We start from the raw sequence: 18,290 nt of genomic DNA on the forward strand, positions 1-18,290 counted from the left end.
ACAGGAGAGTAAATCCACGAAATGAGCCTCTGGCGACAATCTATCATGATCTTGAATTGTATGTGGAACTGCAGATTTGGACGAACTTCCTTATGGAACCGCCCCTTCTTCGGAACATGCAAGGAATGTGAAGATGCACTTGTCTCAGAATAATCAATGCTGAATGAGAAGGTGAAATTAATGATTAAGAAGATATGCCCTAAATGCCAGACAGCTGAAAAACAATTGAAGCACAGCATAATCTGCAAGTGCGGCAGCCGGCTGAGGGCGAAGAATTAATACGAAGAATGGTGTTTTAATATGATGATCATAGAATTTCCTGAATGCCGGGCCAGCCAATAGAAGCACGATAAATAGTGCTCTTTTATTGGCTGGCTAATTTTATGCAGGGCACCGCCGAAACTTTAAAAGATGTAATCAAGACCAGTAGATCATTTCCCGGCAAGTTCATCTCTTTCTGGACATGGCGGCGGCTGTTCGAACCATTTGTTTTGGATAAGCAGGTCAAGTCCGTCCTCTGAATAGGCTGTTGTATCTGCAAAGCATCTCATATAATAAGACGCAACATCCCTCCTCAGTGTCATGGACAGTGCCTGCCCGTAGCGTGCCACCCCCAAGGCATTGAGAGTAGAAACCAGGAAAAGCATCAATTGATCTGAATACGGAGCATCAGTAGATTTTGTTACTTTCGAGTCCCAGGTCATCCCATTTGGCACCAGGTCCTCTTCAAGCAGGCTCTGTACTTTAGAAACAAATTCTGAAGCAAGTTCCCTGCCCCTTATGAAATATTCTTTTATTTGCGGGTCTCTTACGGTTTGGATGAACCCTGTAAGCAGCTCCTTGCCCATCTGGTTGGTGATGCCGTTATCAAACAGCTGGGCGGCTTCGATGGCAAGAAGCGGCCTTCTTTTTCCCATCCACCCCTTGACAAAGCTATGTTTTTCTACGATATCAAGCTTGTCTGGATATGGGATATAAGGAGGCCGCACAAATATCCCCTTCCCTTTCATGGTATCAAGAATCTCTTTCAGCACATGGTTAGCTTCCTCATAGAATTCAGAATAGAGTATGAAAACATCTTCTCTGGAAGAAATGTTCAGGCCCATGGTATGGGAAAGGACTGCAAACCTTGCTGCATTAAGCATGACATCACAATAAAACATATCGGTATATAGGCGGGCAGCATTCAGGTTAACATGCTGGTCAGCCGGAAAGGCACGGGGCACCGGAATATTTTCCTTGGCAAACAGCTGTGCCACTCTTTCCATATGGCTTTCCGCCAATTGGATGGTATGCTCCAGGCAAGCCTTGATATCCTGGTCGTCCACTCGCTGGAAAAAATGATATATCAAACAGATGGTTGCGCTGTCGTCCATATAAGTGTTCCACAAGTAAGCTATTTCAGCACTGGTCAGCCTTGGGTCATGATGTAATTCCATCTTCCGATCCTCCTTTGATAATTGTAGTATGTGCGAATGGTTTAAAGAAATTACAGTAATATGGAATTAAATTGGGAATCATTATATTTAAATTGAGTCAGCAGAAATCTTTTACCATTGAATTTTGCTCAAGTTTGCATATAAAAAACGCCCGGGAAGATTCCGGGCGCTGCCTTTGGGATTATATTTAATGATTTAATCAGTTGTTTTCTCTGAAATTTAAATTCTGACCAGCTTGTTCCACTGTATTATTTAAATTTACCTGCTGGAACCTTTCTGGATAAAAAAGTGATGGCGAGCAGCAGAATAATAAACAACAGTGCCGTTAAAAAACTGCTTTCTCTGAAAACATTTTCAGCAAGCCTTTTTATTTTGTGAATGAGAGGCTCTTTTACTGCTTCCTCACGTTCATCCCTATATTGAACATGTTTGACAGTCGAGCCGGACATGACAGGCTCCCATCCATTCTTGCCTTCTTCGAGCCAAATTTCTATTATATCCCCCTTTGCGATATCCATCGGTGCAGGACCGGTGAATTGGTCAGCCATCCAGGAAGGAATATAATGATAATAAACCTCTAAGGCTACGTCCTGGTCAAAGCTTCCGGGCGCTTTTATTACTTCTGAGGGTAAAAGGGTCATTTTCCTGATCTGGAGAAATTTTTCGTTTGGCAAATCCTGAAAGAACGCATCTTTTTCCACCTTGCCAACGATATGCAATGGAGCCTGAAGCTTCATTTCTTCCACTTCAGCTGGATCGGGTGCAGCGAGAGCCTCTTCTCCTTCGTTTAAAATGAATAGAGCAAGAAGAACAGTTAAGGCCCTGACGATGGTTTTCATAAGAACCTCCCTATATATAAGCTTATTTATACAGCCGAAGATGCCCGACGATCATTTTGGCTTCTTCTTTATCCATAGGCGGCAGGGCTGATGCAGTGAGGCTTCCGGGAGCAACCTCTGTCCTTCCGGCATCTTTGATTGTTACATAGCCTTTCTCTTCAAGTTTCTTGAGCTCTGCTTCACGGCCGGAGAGCATAATTTTTGTTTGTCCGCTCATCAGCCATTCTTTGAAAAGTGGTTCTTCCATATAAGTGAGCACACTTATGGCTGCTGCATGGGCAGCCTGGGCAGCAGCTTTCCCGGCAGACATTTTTAAGTCAGAGTTAATCACATAATATTGCACAATTTGTTTCATATTGACCCTCATTTATTTCGTTTAGTTATATTCCAGCTCCAAATACATCCATGATTAAAGAGACTGCCAGCGGGCCAACGAAAATGGCAATGATCAGCCAGACGCCAGTTTCCATGCGTATTTCCTTTTTATCCAAAGACAGCTTTTTCAGAGCAAAGTCGGTTAATAGCAGGATGAACCCGATGGTGACGAAGATGGATAAGGTCTTCAAGGAATGCGGCTGGATATTTTCATAAGCAAAAGCAGCAGCCAGCCCTGACGAGACAAGGATAGCGGGATTAATAACAGTCGTCAGTTTCATAGGTCCTCCACTTTTTTTCAGATGGTTTTTAACTGGTTGATTTTGTAAGTTTCCTTGTTTTCTCATAGTAATGCATATGTGAAATTCTGTCCAGATAAGAAATTCTTTTTTTAATAGCGGCTTAATTTAAATATGCCTTTTTTTATGGACAAATAACAGAACCAAATCGCCTGCAGGAAGAACAAGGTCCCAAATACTTGTGCAGGAAGCAAAAGAGAAGCAGAAAGATTGGTTGCATCCCCTGCTGCCTGAGGAGACATCAAGCTCAGCAGCATGATCTCAAAGGCACTTGTGACGGATTCAACGAGCATGATCGATGCGATCAGGAGCAGGACATTTTGTATGAGCGAAGGGCTTCCTTTCTTTAAAAGAAAAGCAAAGCCGGCACCAAAAGAAATCAGCCAGAAGATCCCGTAAGCATTCCGCACCCAGAAAACCAGGTTAAGAATGATAAAGCCGAGCAGAATCAGAATCAGCACTTTGTCCTTTTTCTTCCCCAGCAGCCAAAAGGCGATAAAAGCCATAAAAGATGAAAAAACATATCCGGCAGCTCCAGTAAACACTCCCCCGAACCAATTAGAATGTCTTGTGTATGTGACACCTTCTGTATTGGCAAAAAGGGAGATATGATGGACTTCTCCCCCGAACAGGGCTACAAGCGCATGGCCGGATTCGTGGATGAGCGTATTGATGATGCCGGAATAGTCGCCGATGACCGGCATTCTTGTAATAAGGACGGCCAGTATTAAAAATATAAAAAACCGCCAGCTGAATTTGCTGCGAATAAAATTCATCCTTAGTCCTCTTTTCCTGGTATTCTTAGAGAAAATTATACCGGATATAACCTTAAAAAGCTTTTGTGGCTATTACTTTTTAAGTCTCTAAAAAATGCTAACTATATAAACCACTTTGCCTGCAGCCTTATTTTAAGTCTGATTTTCCATGCAGGCTGCTGATTTCCGTACCAGGCACTTCGCTTTCCGCGGGGCGACGCTGAGCCTCCTCAGAGCAAGCTCTTGCGGGGTCTCAGCCTTGCCGCTATCTCCCGCAGGAGTCTGCGTGCCTCCACTGCAATCAACAGGGTTTAATAATTTTGTTGGCTAGTTTTCAGTGATAAACTGGGTAGTTCCTCCACGGCTGGATTGGCTGTACTAAAAATATTTCACTTACTTCTATAAGAAAATAAATAACTTTCCCCCGAAATCCCTTCATTTTGTCATCTAGTTACATAAGTTTTTCTTATGATTAACTATAATATTCTGATCATTCCTCACTTTCTTTTCAAAAGTTAAAATAGATAATAGCAGATACATAAGGAGGTTTATTATGAAGGCGATACATGTTACAGCGTATGGCGGCCCAGAGAATATGATTCTGGCAGAAGCTGAAAGGCCGGTGCCTGCTGCAGGGGAAGTTCTGATAAAAGTGAAGGCGGCCAGTGTGAATTTTGCCGATATCAAGACGAGATACGGAAAAAAAGGAGGCGGTCCACTCCCTTATATCCCGGGTATAGACTGTACCGGCACGATAGAAGCTTTAGGGAACGGTGTGGAAGGTCTTATTCCAGGTCAGCGGGTAATTGCGTTTCCTTCTAAAGGATCTTATGCCGAATATGCCCTTGCCCCAGCCATGCTGACCTTCCCCATCCCGAAAAGCATTTCAGATATACAGGCTGCAGCATGCCCGATTGCCGGAATAACGTCACTTAAGCTGCTTGAAGATATAGCACGAATCCAGCAAGGAGAAACCGTACTAGTGCATGCCGGCGCTGGCGGAGTCGGGACTACAGCCATTCAGCTTGCCAGGATACTTGGCGCTGGAAAAGTAATCACAACGGCTGGTTCCCCTGAAAAAACAGCATATGCCTTGGAAGCAGGATCCGATTACGGAGTGTGTTATACAATCGAAGATTTTCCTGCAAAAGTAATGGAATGGACAGAAGGTAAAGGGGCTGATGTGATCCTTGATTCTGTTGCCGGTACAGTGACAGAAAAAAGTCTGGATTGCCTTGCACCTTTTGGAAGGCTTGTCAATTTCGGCAATGCTTCGGGAAATGCCGGATCTGTAGAGACAAATGATCTTCACAGCAGCTGCCGCTCCCTCCTTGGCTTCAGCTTTGGGACAGTGCGCAAAAAGAGGCCGCATCTTGTAAGGGCTTCAGCTGGAAAAATTATCGGTTTGCTGGAAACCGGCCGGCTCAGCATGAAAATTGGAGAAACTTTCAGCTTGTCTGAGGCAGCGGAGGCCCATACCAGGATAGAGAGCAGGCAGAGCCTGGGGAAAACTGTCCTGATTATAGACTAAAGATTCATAGCCTGCACCTATTTGCAGGCTATGAATCTTCTATATCGTCACACTTCTTTTAAGGCTTGCAGCAGCTTCCTTTATATCTGCAGCCTGGCTGATGCTTGTGATGACAGAAACGCCGTCTGCCCCGGCCAGAATAACAGCACGTGCATTGTGCGGTGTGATTCCGCCTATTCCTACAACTGGTATTGTGATAGCAGACTCTCTCAATTCCTGTATGAGAGCCATTCCCTGAATCGCCTTGGCATCTGCTTTTGTTGACGTCGGATAGATGGGGCCAAGACCCAGATAATCTGCGCCAGCCCTGACAGCTTCGTTCGCTTCCACAAGTGTATGGGCAGATACCCCCAAAATCTTATCCCCGATTTTCTCCCGTACTGCTTCGGCCGGCTCGTCCTCCTGCCCAATATGGACGCCGTCTGCGCCGATTTCACATGCCAGTTCTATGTCATCGTTGATGATAAAAGGAATGCCCCCTGTCCTGCACATCCGCTGAAGCTGCTCTGCAAGCACGTATTTTTCTTGCCTGCCAAGACATCCTGCCCCTTTCTCCCTGTACTGAAAAAGGGAGATCCCGCCTTTAATCGCCTCTTTCATAACCATATCCGGATTCTTAGTGCAGTTCGTGCTTCCCATGATAAAATAGACCTTTAACAGCTCTTTCATTCTTTGACTGTCAATTCGCGCCATATGCCAAGCCCTCTGCTTTCTGTCTATTGTTATATGCCCAGTGGTTTGTCGGGCCGTGGCCGCTCCCAAGGAGAAGATCATCTTCGATGGCTGCCTGGATGAAGTCTTTTCCAAGCCGGACACTCTCCTTTACAGAAAGCCCCTTCGCCAGTCCTGCCGTGATTGCTGCTGAAAAGGTGCAGCCGGTCCCATGGGTATTGACTGTATCCACCCTCCTGCCTTCAAACACATCAAAGCTGCTTCCATCAAAAAGCAAATCAGCAGCAGCTTCTTGATTTCCTGTTTCATGCCCCCCTTTAATGACTACATTGTGAGCGCCGAGCGCACATAATCTCCTGGCAGCTTCTTTCCGTTCGGCTAAAGAAGAGATTTTCATGCCGGTTATTGCTTCTGCTTCAGGAATATTAGGGGTGATGATTAGTGCGAGCGGGAGTAAATGTTCCTTCAGGGCTGCCATGGCGCTTTCCTGCAGGAGGCTAGCCCCTCCCTTGGCAATCATCACAGGATCGACGACCACCTTTGTCCATTGATAATGGCTGATAACAGCAGAAACAGCTTTAATGATGTCTGCATCAAAAAGCATGCCCGTTTTTAAAGCATCCGTCCCCATGTCGCTTCCAATGCTCTCTATCTGTTTACCTACAGCTTCGGCCGTCATCGGGAAGACCGCCTGCACGCCAGTGGTATTCTGAGCGGTGATTGCTGTCAGTGCTGACATGCCATAGACACCAAGTTCCTGGAAGGTCTTAAGGTCAGCCTGGATTCCGGCTCCGCCTCCACTGTCCGAACCCGCTATTGTCAATGCTTTCTTAATATTCATTTATATTTCTCCTTTGAGGACAGTAATGTCCGTCCTGTTTTCAAGATCCTCACCCTTAAGCAGGGCAAGGCTGTTAAGCAGCTCTATTTGAAAGGTTCCAGGTCCTTTGTTTCCCGCTGCTTCTGCAGCCATTTCTGCCGCTGCAGAGTATACAGCCAGCGCAGCCGCCGCGGCTTTCAGTGAGTCTGATTCAATTGCATGGAAAGCGCCTATGACCGATGACAGCAGGCAGCCGGTTCCTGTAACTTTTGTAAGGAGGCTGCTTCCGCCACTGATCCGGACAACTGTTATTCCATCAGAAATGATGTCCTCCTTCCCTGTAATAACAGTTACGGTGTTGAACAGTTTTGCAGCAAGAAGGGCTGTCTCTTCCGGGTTGCCGGCTTCCCCGCCGTCAACACCTTTAATTTCTCCTCCTTTTCCGGCAAGGTGAGATATTTCGGCTGCATTGCCGCGCAAAATGGAGATCGGCAGCTCTTCGAGAAGGTTTCTGCCTGTTTCAGTCCTGTAAGCTGTTGCACCTGCCCCGACCGGGTCAAGGATGATCGGCACTGAGTTTCTGCCCGCTGATTCTCCCGCAAGTTTCATAGATTTTACCACAGGGGAAGTAAGAGTGCCGATGTTCAGGACCAGCGCCCCTGCAATGCCGGCCATATCGGCAGCTTCTTCTGCAGCATGAGCCATGACAGGCGATGCCCCCAGCGCCAGCAGGCCGTTAGCGGTAAAATTGGTGACAACCATATTGGTGATATTATGTACAAGCGGCTTTTCAGCCCTAAGCTTTTCCAGCATCACTGCTATCTCTATTGTATTCATTCCCTTTTCTCCTTTCAGCAGCAAAAAAGCCAGGCCCTGAAAAGGACCTGGCAATTGTGCATAAAAATATAGCAAATAGTTCCACTTCGCTACTTTCCTACGCTGGCATCATCCAGATCAGGTCCAAAGGGTTAAAAAACGGGCCAGTTTTTCTCTCAGCCTGCTTTCCGCAGGCACCCCCAGTAGTTGCTTATTAGATTGACAATTACATAGTATCTTTTTTTGTCCCCGGCGTAAAGCGATAATCATTTACTAAACCATTTCTGCGGCAAAATGATAGATTGGCAGTTCAATGAAAACGGAAGTCCCTTCTCCTTCATTGCTCTCGGCCCAAATTTTACCATTATGCCTTGCGATGATTTCCCTTGTAATCGAAAGTCCGATGCCATTTCCGGCCGTCCTGCTGTTACTGCTTGCCTTGGTATAGTTCCTGTCAAAAATAAATGGAAGCCTTGCAGCCGGGATGCCGCTGCCGGTATCTGACAGGCATATCCTGACACTTCCGCCCTGGGATGCCAGCCTGGCGCTAAGGATCAAACCGCCAGTCTCTGTATGCCTGATGCTGTTTGAGACCAGATTGGAGAAGGCCTGCAGCAGACGGGCGGGATCTGCCTCCACCAACGGAACATTCTCAACATTCGTGTTTTCCAGATCCAGGACAAAATAAAGTCCTTTCTTTTCGGCTTCAAATTTAAATTGCTTCCTAATATTGACCAGCATCTGGCCAAGGGGCAAATAATCCATCTCAAACCGTATTTGGCCAGCCTCCATACGGGAAAGATCAAACAAGTCGCGGATCAGGACATTCAGTTCATTCAGGCGGCTGACACTTCGCTGAAGAAATTCTCTTTTTTGCTCTTCTGATTCGGCAATACCCTCCTGCACAGCTTCTATATAGCCCTTAACGGCAGCAAGCGGAGACCTTAAATCATGAGAGATGTCTGATAATATAGTGTTCTTTGCCTGCCTTGAGCGGTCGAGTTCTTTATTGGCCCTCTCCAGGCGGATATTTGCTTCATTCAGCTCTTCGGTCCGCCGGGCAACCCTTGCTTCCATCCTCTCATACAGATCTGCATTTTCCAAAGATATGGCTGCCTGAGAGGCAATCAATTCAAGAACCCGGAGATTTTCTTTTGTGAATGCATGCGAAATCTGGTTGTTTTCCAGGTACATCATACCCTTTACTTCACCCTTATTCAGGATCGGCAGGCAAATGAGCGACTTCAACAGCATCCTTTTGACATAAGGATCCCCTGAAATCAGACTGTTTTCACAGGCATAATCAAGAATGATTCCTTCTCTGCTCAGCTCTGCAAGTTCTATTGCCTGTTCGGACAGCATTTCTCTTCCTTGGACCGGCTCGAAGCGTTTTGGCCGTTCACCCCCACCGGCATACTCCCCGATCGTCCAAATTCCATCCCGTTTAAAGAGCAGAATCCCCCTGTCTGCTCCGCTGTAATGCATGGTAACCTCCATTAGCCGGGCCAGCAGATTTTCAAGCACTACTTCCCTGGATATGCTCTGGGCGGCGGAAACAAGGGCATACTCATCAAACTGAATGGAATGACTGGTTTCCGGTTCCTTCGGTAAGGAAATTTTAACCTTCTTCCGAAGATCATCAGCCTTGGCTTCTGCACCCCAAAGGCGATAGCATTTAAAAGCTTCTGAGAAAAAGGAACTTGCCATCCTGCTATATCCCTGCGCAGAAAAGTATCGGCCTGCACATTCATTTGCAAGGGCAGCATCCTGCAGGAAGCCGTTCTTTTCGGCTTCCTGAATGCTTTCATCATAAATATTAAAAAGATTGGAATCCCTCTTGGCAATCCTTCGGTATTCTGCTTTTAAAAGCAAGTATTTATGACGGAAATTCGACGGGGAAAGAGCTGCCCAGCGTTTCATTTTTGATATAGAGTCCTTCAGTTTAGCCAAATGAAGAGCTTTTTTCTTTTTCTGCTTTTCATGTTCATAAAAACGGACAAGCCATAAACCATGATAGAAATGGTATTCAGGGACAATGACAAGCGTCAGCCTTTTGCTGATAAGCGGTGCCAGTTTCTGAATCAGTTCATCGGCATATTCAGTTTTCTGAAAAAGATAGCTCATCTGCAGCCGGATCGTATAATGGATGATTTTTGCAGAGTCATCATCGAGCACAGGAGTAAAGGTCCAGTCATGACTCTCTTTTTCCTTCTTCAAATAGAGGACCCATTCCTCCATCTCCGTCAAAAAACCGATTGAAATAGGATATTGAATCCTATTGACGAACATGATCTGATTCCGGATCCCATCCAGCGCCTCTTCAAGCGGCGATCCTTTCATAAATAATGTGATGACGATGAATGAACTATTAGCACCGGCAAGATGGATATTTCCTGCATCCAGGCAGTATCTCTGTGAATCCGTGAGGTGGTGGAGGTTTTCTGAAATCGGGTGTCTCCAGTGGCTGACAAAGCTTCCAAAGACAAACTGCACACGGCCTTTAATGCCTGTGACACCAAAATGCTGAGACAGTTTGATCGCCAGCCTGCCATAGTCGTAGCTGCCCTTGAAATCGCTGAATCCCGCGCTTAATATCAGGCTGTAATTATTGAATACAAGGGCACTTAAGTCGGTTAATCCGTTGTTGAGCGTATAGTTCAGTGCCTTCAGCATCAGCATGGTGGCAAGATTCTGGTCTGCATGGTAGGATGGAGCGTTCAGGTTGATGAGCGTCTGCAGGATTTGCCTTTTGTCCCGGTCCACCATTTCAGGAAGGGACATTATGTCTTCTTGTGATTTACCGCTTAAAGCAAATTTTGCACGGAGAAACTCCATCACAATAGCATGTTTGCCGATGCTTGGTGCAAAAGTGATTCCGTAAAGCTTAAGGCCTTCTATTCCTGAGCTGACCGCCTCTTTCACCCTGTGCATATGAGTGAATAAAGTGATTTGCAGATTATAAATTGATAACTTCTCATAATCAGTTTTTGCATTTTCAAGCACTATAGCGAAGGTTCTTTCAGCTTCAACCAATTTTCCTGTCAAATAAAAGCATTCACCAAGACCTTTGAATATGCGGAAAGTCAGTTCATATTTCCCGTTCCAATCTTCCCCGGCGAGCTTAAGTGCAGCCTGGAAATAAGAGAGCGCTTCCCGAAAGGCAGCAGCATCCTTGGCAAGTTCTCCTGCAGCGGCATTCCATTCTGCCAGCGGAGCCCTTTCTTTCATTTCAAGCTGTTCACTGCAGATATTCAAATGGTGGACAATCTGGAAAAGGCGTGACGGTGTATTCTCCTTCATGCCGACAAGCAGCCTGCCGATTTTCAAATGGGAGGCATTCTGTTCTTCCAGGTTCATAGACTGATAGACTGCCTGCTGGACGGTATCGTGAAGGAAGCTGTACTCTGTTGGCATAGCATTCACATAGCCGCTGGAATGAATATATTTATATAAAGGATCTCTAGGGAGAATAAAGCCAGATTCAAGGGCCAGCCAAAGAGATTCAGCGAGCCACCCTGGACGGTCTTTGAACAGGAGGGAAAGCGTTTTGAAATCAAATCTGTTGCCAAAGCAGGAGGCAGCCTTTAAAACCTCTTTTGCTTTTTCAGGCAGCTTCTGGAAACGCTCCAGCATAAAACCGGATATTCCGTCATCCACTGGCCTTTCCATTATTTTTCCGATATCAGCTTTCCATTTTCTTTCTGCTGGATCCCTGGTAATGAAGCCATCCTCAAAATATGAAAATAAAAGCTGGCTGATGAACAGCGGGTTGCCCCCGGTTATCCTGTGTAAGAGCCCTCCGAGTTCCAAAACCGTTTTCCCATCATCTCTCAGGGCATTTCCTACCCATGCATAAATCTCCTTTTGACTGAGCGTGCGAACCGGGATATGATGAATCTCTGCTGCTCCTTCTTCCAGCCTGGCAAGTGTCCTTCTTACTGGATGCCTGGACCCTGTTTCATTGTCCCTGTATGCACAAATAAGCATAAAATGGGGAATCATGCCCTTCAGCAGGAGATATTCGATCAGCTCAAGCGAAGCAATATCCGCCCACTGAAGATCATCAAGAAAGAGAACAAGCGGATGCTGTTCATCTGCAAACAGGCATATAAACTGGTGGATATGAAACAAAAATTGCTGATGGGCGTCGGCTCCATTTGGCCCTTCTTCAACCTGCTCTCCCATAAGCAAGCCCAGCTCTGGAAGGACTGAGAAAAGGACCGCATAATTTCCGGTAAAGCCGTCCTTCAATTTAGATGCCCACATCGCTCTGCGGCTTTCGCTCTCAAGCATTACCTGGAGAACGAGAGAACGGAATGCTGCAATGATCGGGGCATAAGGCATCTGCCTTTGCAGCATGTCATATTTTCCGGAAACAAAATAGCCTTTTTCCCGGATGAGCGGCTTTTGGATCTCGTGTACAAGAGCCGTCTTTCCCATCCCCGGTGAACCTGGCAGGAACACGGCGCCTGTACCCCCCCGGCTGACCTCCTCAAAAACATGAAGGATTTGTGCTTTTTCATTGTCACGTCCATACAGCTTCCTTCCGGGTTCAAACAGCATACTATCATCGTCTTTCCCAAGTGGATAAACTTCTTGCCGCTTCCCGGACTTTAGATTTTCGAGGGCACGGAGAAGATCGGCGCGTATCCCGAAAGCGCTGCCGTATCGATTTTCAGGCATTTTTTCAAGCAGTTTCATGATGATTGACGCAATTACAGGTGGAAGATCAGGATTTGAATCACAGGGATTCTTCATACTTTTTGCCAGATGCTCGTACACAAGCTCAAGCGGTTCCTTCGCCTTGAAAGGCAATTCACCGGTAAATAATTCGTAAAATACTATTCCTGCTGAGTAGAAATCTGAACGATAATCAACTAGCCTGTTCAATCTTCCAGTCTGTTCAGGGGATATGTAAGGCAAATGAGCCAAATTGGCCAGGCTGGCAGCGTTCAAGGAAGGATGTTCTTCTTTTAATAGCGTCGACTGGCCGAAACCAGTAATTTTAATCCTGCCATCAACGGGGTTAAAAAGGATATTTCCCGGATTGACCGATTTATGGATAATATGCTGCTGGTGTACCTGCAGGATTGCCCCGGCCAGTTTTGCTGAAATGTCCAGCATCTCTGTAAGATCGGCATTCTTGATGCTGAGTTCACTTAGTGTTATACAAGGAAAGTATTTGCAGACCAGATATGGCTTTTTTAAGTGTATGATTAACTCTTCTGCTTTTAGGATGCTGTCTTCTTCCATTTCCTTTGTAAGCTGGTATTCGTGAACAAGAGCAGCAATCTCCATATCTGACAGCACATCGTTTTTATATGTCTTTATCAGCACCTGCTCCCTGCTTTTGACCGAGTAGCCTTTCAGGAAGATAAATTCTTCATTTGCAGTTTCTGCGGCAATCAGCTGGTATCCAGGTATATTAATGTTCTCAATCATAATGGTCACCCTCTTATTTAAGCGAAACTTTAATACGGCTTTAATAAAACTTTAACTTTCCATTTTATAATATAGCCAACGAGAAGAATGGTCTGGAGGTAAAGTATGAAGAAGGAAGAGAAAACGCTCTCTTATGAACAGGATTTGTATGAATGGATATGTTTGATGGCAGAAGCAAGAAAGCTTGGCATGACGGCTGAGGAAGTCAGGGAATTCTTCAAATCCGCCAAAAACCTCAACCTCCATTGAATTTATAGCCCATGCCCCTGACTGTGATAATATATTCCGGCCGGGCCGGGTCCTGTTCGATTTTCTTGCGGAGATTGCTGATATGGACCATAACAGTCCTGATATCCCCAAAGCTGTCTTTTCCCCAAATGGAATCGAATAAATGCTCTGCACTGAAGACACGGCCGGCATTTTCAGCGAGGCAGCAGAGCAGCTGAAATTCCTTTGCAGCCAGAGAGATGGGCTTTCCCTCCCTCGTCACTTCACAGCAGTCCCTGTCAATAGCCAGCTCTCCAAATATTAATGCCCGTCCATTACTAGCAGCCTTTGGGCTTCCTGACAGCTCTTTATATCTTCTAATATGGCTCTTTACCTTTGCAACGAGCACTGGCGGGCTGAACGGTTTCGTTATATAGTCATCGCCGCCTATCCTGTGACCTATTATCTGATCTATATCATCTTCCCTTCCACTAAGGAAAAGGATCGGAACCTTTGTCTTTGTTCTGATGATGCGGCAAACCTCAAATCCATCCATGTCCGGCAGCGCCACATCCAGGATGATCAAGTCCGGCTCCAGGCTTCCTGCCAGTTGCACCGCCTCTGCACCTGTTGCTGCAAAGGCAAGCCTAAAGCCTTCCTTAGATAAATAAGCCTTTTGAATATTCTGAATGTCAGGATCATCATCAACCAGCAGAATTAATTCACCAGTCATAGCACGCTTCCCCCTTTTTAAGCACAAGGAAAAAATTAACACTACTGATATATTATAGCACTCATTAGAGGTTTTATTGTATAAATCTTCTGACAGCAGGATTTATATGTTTGATGAGCTGGTCCCGGGGTAAAAAAGGAAGGAAAGCCAATCTATCGAAGGGACTGATAAACGATGAATCGATTAGCAGCGACTTCTGGTTTTGGCATCTTAATGGAAGGTTCTTTTGTTTTCCGTTCACAAGGAACCCTGGTGCTTAATCGGTGGACTTAGAACCGATTCGGCCCCAAAGCTGAACCTTCCGTGCCCCTCTAGGGGAAACTTAGCTGCTTATGCAGCAGAAAGCGCAGGCCATATGGCTTGCGCTTTTTCTATTGAAGATTGCAGCAGGAAACCGCACTTCTTGGGGTATCAGCAAAAAAATGGTAAGATATATTTAGGAAAACTAAACAAACAAAGAAGGTTGCAACATGCAAATCATTTCAAATAATAAGGGGTTCCTGGCTGCTTTTTTCATCGCTCTTGCCGGCGGTATAATTTTTACTCTCCTTCACCTGCCGATTCCCTGGCTGCTGGGCAGTCTGACGGCCATTCTTGCTGCCAGCCGGTTCATCCCCTTCAAGCTGGAATGGCCAAGAAAGCTGAGGGACGCAGGGATCCTCATGGTCGGATACAGCATCGGTCTGACATTCACAAAGGATGCAGTCAGCCAGATGTCAGGAAAACTGCCTAGCATGCTTGCCATGACCCTGCTTACCATTGCATTCTCGGTCCTCCTTGCCGTCATCGTTTCCCGCATATCCGGAATTGATTTTCCGACGGTCCTTACAGGAAGCATTCCTGGCGGGCTTTCGCAAATGCTTGTTTTTGCAGAAGAATCAGAAGGGATTGACTTGACGACAGTTACGTTTCTGCAGGTTGCAAGGCTGCTGATGATCGTCTTCTTTGTCCCTTTTTTAGTATTAGGTCCGCTTTTATCAGGAGAAGCGGGGCCTGCTGCTATCCTTCAGGAAGAAATACCGCAATGGAGTGCCTTGTTTCCGGCTGTCATACCCTTTATCTTCGCTTCACTGGCAGGTGCTTATCTGGGGAAAAAGTTAAGGCTGCCGACACCTTATCTGCTCGGCCCCATTGTCGCAACCGCTTTGATGGGGATATATTTTACGAGAGGACCTGCGCTTCCTCCTTCCCTGCTGGATCTGTCCCAGTTTTTCATCGGCGGCCATATCGGCCTCCTTATGAGGCCGGAAAAGCTCCATCACAAAACTAAAACCATCTCACTTGCCCTTTTAAGCGGCGCTCTGCTTATCGGTTTATCCCTTTTATTAAGTATCCTGCTGGCATTCGAGTACGATCTTTCATCTGCCACCAGCTTTCTCAGCCTTGCTCCAGGAGGAATGGACCAAATGGGAATCCTGGCACACGAGGTTCATGCAGATCTGGCCACAGTCACCGGCTATCAGCTTTTCCGGATCTTTTTTATCTTTTTCGCCGTCCCCCCTGCACTGCGCTGGTATTTCCGCCTTCGGACACGCAAGAGAACGGCAAAGAGGGCCTGACTATGACCATAGCAGTTCAGATAATGTAAAAATCACAGCCCAATAAACATGCGTTTTCGTAATGTAATTAGCAGGGTAATTAACACACCAAAAAAGCCTGGAATGTCCCCAGGCTTTTTATTTTTTTTTTGACTTTATTCAGTAAACGCTCTCAATCGCTGAATGGTTGAACTGTGATTTGCGTTAAACTTTTTGATTTTTAAACAATGAAGTCAGTTTTTTTGCAATAGAGTGTTATAGAGGGAAAAACTCCTCTTATTTTGCTAATTATACTGAAAACACCTATTATAGAGGGAGAAATTCCTTTTATGTAATCGAAAACGCGAAAAATAGATTGCTTTTATTTGCATAGAGGGAAAAACTCCTCTTATTTTAACCAAAAACGACTTCTGACCTGCAATTAACAGTAAAATCTCCCCTTATTGCCTGTCACTTGTTACTCACTTTGTAGTTTCCCAGCTGTTGTATCTGTTATGATCGATCGTAATTGTATGAGCAGATCAAACTCTCAAGAAAGTTAAATAACACCCTAAATGGCACGATACAATCTTCATTGCCAATGTGCTATTTGGGGTGCTTGTTTCTTTGCCATTTTAGTTGTGCTGTCTTATCAAACAACCATATGTTTTATGCACTGAAATGTATGCTGACACATATGCCATTTACAGTATTTCTACAAGAACGCTCTGATCAGGGCTTTAATTTATAGTTACAGCGTGGCTGCCCATCATCTTCCATGCTTCGGCGAAAGCTTCTTTTTCAGCCTTTCTGTCTTTCGTTCCATAAGGATCATTAACATAGATATGATCCTCATCATAGCCAGTGATCACGACACTGTGCATGTTGAATGTCACCTCTACCGCTCCCTCGGGCGTGTCCCATTTTTCAAAGGAAGCAGCCGGCGTTAAACTGGCCGTTGTTATAATCCATACGGGCGAGCCCTCACTAACCTTTTTAAGGATTTCTTCAAAGTCCCGGCCTGTCAGGTTTTCCGCCTTATCGCCGGCATAAGACTGAGCCAGCTTGAGAATGGGTCCGCTGTAGACGCCAAGTCCAGGCCCGTTGGCCATGTCACCCACAAACCCTGTGTTTGGGCTGCCATAGCTGCCGTTACTATAGCGGAGCGGGACGGTATCTATATTGTCCGCCAATTCATTTTTCGTAACCTTATATCCTTTATAATTCATAAGCATGGCTAGGCTTGTCACCTCACAGCCGTTATAAAGCCGGGGGGCGGCCATTTGGTTGAACAATGGGACATCCAGCATCACTTCCTCCTTTATAATTTCATTCTTCGTTATCGGCGCATTCTTTGCTTTACTATGTAATTCTGCTGCCAGGGCCTTTCCCGGCTGCTCGTTTTCTGCATCCATCCAATGGTAGCCTCCCAGAGTAATAGAAAGACCCACTGTGGCGGCAATAGCGATTCCCCAAGCTTTGTTCATCTGCAAATTCTCCTTAGCTGCATACATTCTAGTAGTTTTATTATTAAGTCTGGAGAGGGGACTTTCAAGAAATTTGCCTCAATTTTAAAGTTAACTTAACCCTTTCGACACAATCCCTCCCTTCTTTTCCAGTTAAGTATAGATATGGGCGCCTCAGCTGATACTGCCATCCTCCCCTTTTTTCTGCCAGTTTCGTGCAATTTCTCTTTCTATGATAGATTCCGTCTAGTTTTGTGAGCTTTTGTCAGACGGCAGGAAAAAAGACAGCACTGCGGAATATAACAGGCAATGATAAAAAGCGGCTCTAATACGTTAGGTAAAATCATGTTTTATATTCAATATAATTGAAAGGATGTTTTTTATGGAAACTCAATTTATGAAAGCTTACACGATTAAAGAGGTATCAAAGAAAATAGGAGTTCCTTCCGGTACACTCCGGCAATGGGAAAAAGATTTGAATGGCCTTCTTGTAATTCCCCGGTCCAAGCAGGGGGTGCGCTTTTTTACTGATACAGAAATTGAGCTATTGGGAAAAATTAAAGAGATGCGCGAGAAAAATCTCAGCAAGGAAATGATCCGCCATCTTATGCAGATCCACCTGGACGGGCGCGGCGAAGAAGATGCCGCCCCATTGCCGGCATCTCCTCCAGCCGTTACAAGAAGCCTTGAGGCGAATCCTGTAAATGATATGGAACTCTTTATGGAAGCCCTTGATAGCTACAAAGAAAGCTTTCTTGCTGATATCCGTGCTGAAATCAGGAATGGCATCCGAAAGGAAGTGCTTGAAGAAGTAAAAAAAGAGATTTCCAGGGGATCGGTGCACACAGTCAAAACAATATCCGATTCTATTTATAAAACAGCTGAAGGCACGAAATCCCAGCTTAAAAGCCTGTCTCACAAAATCGAACAGGTTTCAGAAGATACCTCCGAAACATTCGGAGCTTTTTCAGAAGAGGTTGCGAGGGCTTCGGAAGGCACTTCTGAGCAGATCCGCCAATTGACGGCACGTGTGTCGGATTCCTCGGAAGCGGCTTCTGAAGAATTCAAAACGATGATCCACTATATTTCAAAATCTGCGGAAATAACGAATCACGAGATTACCAGCCTCATTGATACACTGAATAAGGACCGTGATGCCTATCTTCATGCCATGAATGAAGAGAGAGAGCAATATCGGGTGGATATCAAACAGCGAGAAGATATCTTCCAGGATTTTGTCGTCGGCTTCCGCCAGGCAGCTGCTGCAGAGGAAAAGGCAAAAAAAGGCTGGAAATTCTGGAAATAAGCCTATATTCCTGATTGATCATCTGAGACATTGGCACGAAATTTCTGCAGCCTGACAGTTATTGTTATATTTT

15 protein-coding genes and 1 riboswitch are annotated in these 18,290 nt (G+C 45.5%); of the genes, 4 read left to right on the forward strand and 11 right to left on the reverse strand.

Going from position 1 to position 18,290, the window contains the following annotated elements; genetic code table 11:
• Positions 1 to 431: 431 nt before the first annotated feature.
• The 5 genes from N288_RS12100 to N288_RS12120 all read right to left on the reverse strand — a co-directional run bounded on the left by N288_RS12100 (position 432) and on the right by N288_RS12120 (position 3,728).
• A complete protein-coding gene (locus N288_RS12100) occupies positions 432 to 1,439 on the reverse strand; it encodes a DUF3231 family protein (protein WP_009793655.1) in 1,008 nt (335 codons plus the stop codon).
• A 248-nt stretch (positions 1,440 to 1,687) separates the two neighbouring features.
• The gene (locus N288_RS12105; protein ID WP_009793654.1) at positions 1,688 to 2,278 is read right to left on the reverse strand and encodes a hypothetical protein; all 591 of its coding nucleotides are present in this window, start codon (positions 2,276 to 2,278) and stop codon (positions 1,688 to 1,690) included.
• Positions 2,279 to 2,300: 22 nt separating this feature from the next.
• On the reverse strand, positions 2,301 to 2,633 hold the full coding sequence (locus N288_RS12110; RefSeq protein WP_022543897.1) for an aminoacyl-tRNA hydrolase: 333 nt from the start codon (positions 2,631 to 2,633) through the stop codon (positions 2,301 to 2,303).
• 25 nt (positions 2,634 to 2,658) lie between these two features.
• Complete coding sequence (locus N288_RS12115) at positions 2,659 to 2,934, reverse strand: hypothetical protein (protein ID WP_009793652.1); 276 nt, start codon at positions 2,932 to 2,934, stop codon at positions 2,659 to 2,661.
• A gap of 110 nt (positions 2,935 to 3,044) precedes the next feature.
• Positions 3,045 to 3,728 (reverse strand): M50 family metallopeptidase, encoded by a 684-nt coding sequence (locus N288_RS12120; protein ID WP_022543898.1) that lies wholly within the window; start codon positions 3,726 to 3,728, stop codon positions 3,045 to 3,047.
• A 532-nt stretch (positions 3,729 to 4,260) separates the two neighbouring features.
• Here N288_RS12120 and N288_RS12125 point away from each other — a divergent pair.
• The gene (locus tag N288_RS12125; RefSeq protein WP_009793649.1) at positions 4,261 to 5,238 is read left to right on the forward strand and encodes a quinone oxidoreductase family protein; all 978 of its coding nucleotides are present in this window, start codon (positions 4,261 to 4,263) and stop codon (positions 5,236 to 5,238) included.
• Positions 5,239 to 5,277: 39 nt separating this feature from the next.
• Here the strand turns inward: N288_RS12125 and thiE are convergent, their stop codons facing one another.
• From thiE to N288_RS12145, 4 genes are all read right to left on the reverse strand, one after another.
• Entirely contained in the window at positions 5,278 to 5,931 is a 654-nt protein-coding gene (gene thiE / locus N288_RS12130) for a thiamine phosphate synthase (protein ID WP_022543899.1), read from the reverse strand.
• Complete coding sequence (gene thiD, locus N288_RS25135) at positions 5,918 to 6,751, reverse strand: bifunctional hydroxymethylpyrimidine kinase/phosphomethylpyrimidine kinase (protein WP_009793647.1); 834 nt, start codon at positions 6,749 to 6,751, stop codon at positions 5,918 to 5,920. Before thiD ends, thiE begins: the two co-directional genes overlap by 14 nt.
• On the reverse strand, positions 6,752 to 7,567 hold the full coding sequence (gene thiM / locus N288_RS25140; RefSeq protein WP_050767298.1) for a hydroxyethylthiazole kinase: 816 nt from the start codon (positions 7,565 to 7,567) through the stop codon (positions 6,752 to 6,754).
• Positions 7,568 to 7,644: 77 nt separating this feature from the next.
• A riboswitch (TPP riboswitch) is annotated at positions 7,645 to 7,758 on the reverse strand.
• A 61-nt stretch (positions 7,759 to 7,819) separates the two neighbouring features.
• On the reverse strand, positions 7,820 to 12,988 hold the full coding sequence (locus tag N288_RS12145) for an ATP-binding sensor histidine kinase (RefSeq protein ID WP_009793645.1): 5,169 nt from the start codon (positions 12,986 to 12,988) through the stop codon (positions 7,820 to 7,822).
• A 105-nt stretch (positions 12,989 to 13,093) separates the two neighbouring features.
• Between N288_RS12145 and N288_RS24720 the strand changes: the two genes are divergently transcribed.
• A complete protein-coding gene (locus N288_RS24720; RefSeq protein WP_009793644.1) occupies positions 13,094 to 13,237 on the forward strand; it encodes an anti-repressor SinI family protein in 144 nt (47 codons plus the stop codon).
• Here N288_RS24720 and N288_RS12150 read toward each other — a convergent pair.
• Entirely contained in the window at positions 13,224 to 13,928 is a 705-nt protein-coding gene (locus tag N288_RS12150) for a response regulator transcription factor (protein WP_009793643.1), read from the reverse strand. The genes N288_RS24720 and N288_RS12150 overlap by 14 nt on opposite strands.
• Positions 13,929 to 14,398: 470 nt before the next feature.
• Here N288_RS12150 and N288_RS12155 point away from each other — a divergent pair, with 470 nt between their 5' ends.
• Positions 14,399 to 15,487, forward strand: coding sequence for an AbrB family transcriptional regulator (locus tag N288_RS12155; protein WP_009793641.1), 1,089 nt, complete (start codon positions 14,399 to 14,401; stop codon positions 15,485 to 15,487).
• Positions 15,488 to 16,185: 698 nt separating this feature from the next.
• Here N288_RS12155 and N288_RS12160 read toward each other — a convergent pair.
• Positions 16,186 to 16,932, reverse strand: a complete 747-nt coding sequence (locus tag N288_RS12160) for a C39 family peptidase (RefSeq protein ID WP_022543901.1) — start codon at positions 16,930 to 16,932, stop codon at positions 16,186 to 16,188.
• A gap of 361 nt (positions 16,933 to 17,293) precedes the next feature.
• Here N288_RS12160 and N288_RS12165 point away from each other — a divergent pair, with 361 nt between their 5' ends.
• Positions 17,294 to 18,217, forward strand: coding sequence for a MerR family transcriptional regulator (locus N288_RS12165; protein ID WP_022543902.1), 924 nt, complete (start codon positions 17,294 to 17,296; stop codon positions 18,215 to 18,217).
• The last annotated feature ends 73 nt before the right edge of the window (positions 18,218 to 18,290 follow it).

Source organism: Bacillus infantis NRRL B-14911 (assembly GCF_000473245.1).
GTDB classification, from domain to species: Bacteria; Bacillota; Bacilli; order Bacillales; family Cytobacillaceae; genus Bacillus_AB; species Bacillus_AB infantis.

Bases quoted from the DNA above. Each gene is read 5' to 3' on its own strand.
- N288_RS12100 (WP_009793655.1), bottom strand. From the start codon at position 1,439: ATGGAATTACATCATGACCCAAGGCTGACCAGTGCTGAAATAGCTTAC.
- N288_RS12105 (WP_009793654.1), bottom strand. From the start codon at position 2,278: ATGAAAACCATCGTCAGGGCCTTAACTGTTCTTCTTGCTCTATTCATT.
- N288_RS12110 (WP_022543897.1), bottom strand. From the start codon at position 2,633: ATGAAACAAATTGTGCAATATTATGTGATTAACTCTGACTTAAAAATG.
- N288_RS12115 (WP_009793652.1), bottom strand. From the start codon at position 2,934: ATGAAACTGACGACTGTTATTAATCCCGCTATCCTTGTCTCGTCAGGG.
- N288_RS12120 (WP_022543898.1), bottom strand. From the start codon at position 3,728: ATGAATTTTATTCGCAGCAAATTCAGCTGGCGGTTTTTTATATTTTTA.
- N288_RS12125 (WP_009793649.1), top strand. From the start codon at position 4,261: ATGAAGGCGATACATGTTACAGCGTATGGCGGCCCAGAGAATATGATT.
- thiE (WP_022543899.1), bottom strand. From the start codon at position 5,931: ATGGCGCGAATTGACAGTCAAAGAATGAAAGAGCTGTTAAAGGTCTAT.
- thiD (WP_009793647.1), bottom strand. From the start codon at position 6,751: ATGAATATTAAGAAAGCATTGACAATAGCGGGTTCGGACAGTGGAGGC.
- thiM (WP_050767298.1), bottom strand. From the start codon at position 7,567: ATGAATACAATAGAGATAGCAGTGATGCTGGAAAAGCTTAGGGCTGAA.
- N288_RS12145 (WP_009793645.1), bottom strand. From the start codon at position 12,988: ATGATTGAGAACATTAATATACCTGGATACCAGCTGATTGCCGCAGAA.
- N288_RS24720 (WP_009793644.1), top strand. From the start codon at position 13,094: ATGAAGAAGGAAGAGAAAACGCTCTCTTATGAACAGGATTTGTATGAA.
- N288_RS12150 (WP_009793643.1), bottom strand. From the start codon at position 13,928: ATGACTGGTGAATTAATTCTGCTGGTTGATGATGATCCTGACATTCAG.
- N288_RS12155 (WP_009793641.1), top strand. From the start codon at position 14,399: ATGCAAATCATTTCAAATAATAAGGGGTTCCTGGCTGCTTTTTTCATC.
- N288_RS12160 (WP_022543901.1), bottom strand. From the start codon at position 16,932: ATGAACAAAGCTTGGGGAATCGCTATTGCCGCCACAGTGGGTCTTTCT.
- N288_RS12165 (WP_022543902.1), top strand. From the start codon at position 17,294: ATGGAAACTCAATTTATGAAAGCTTACACGATTAAAGAGGTATCAAAG.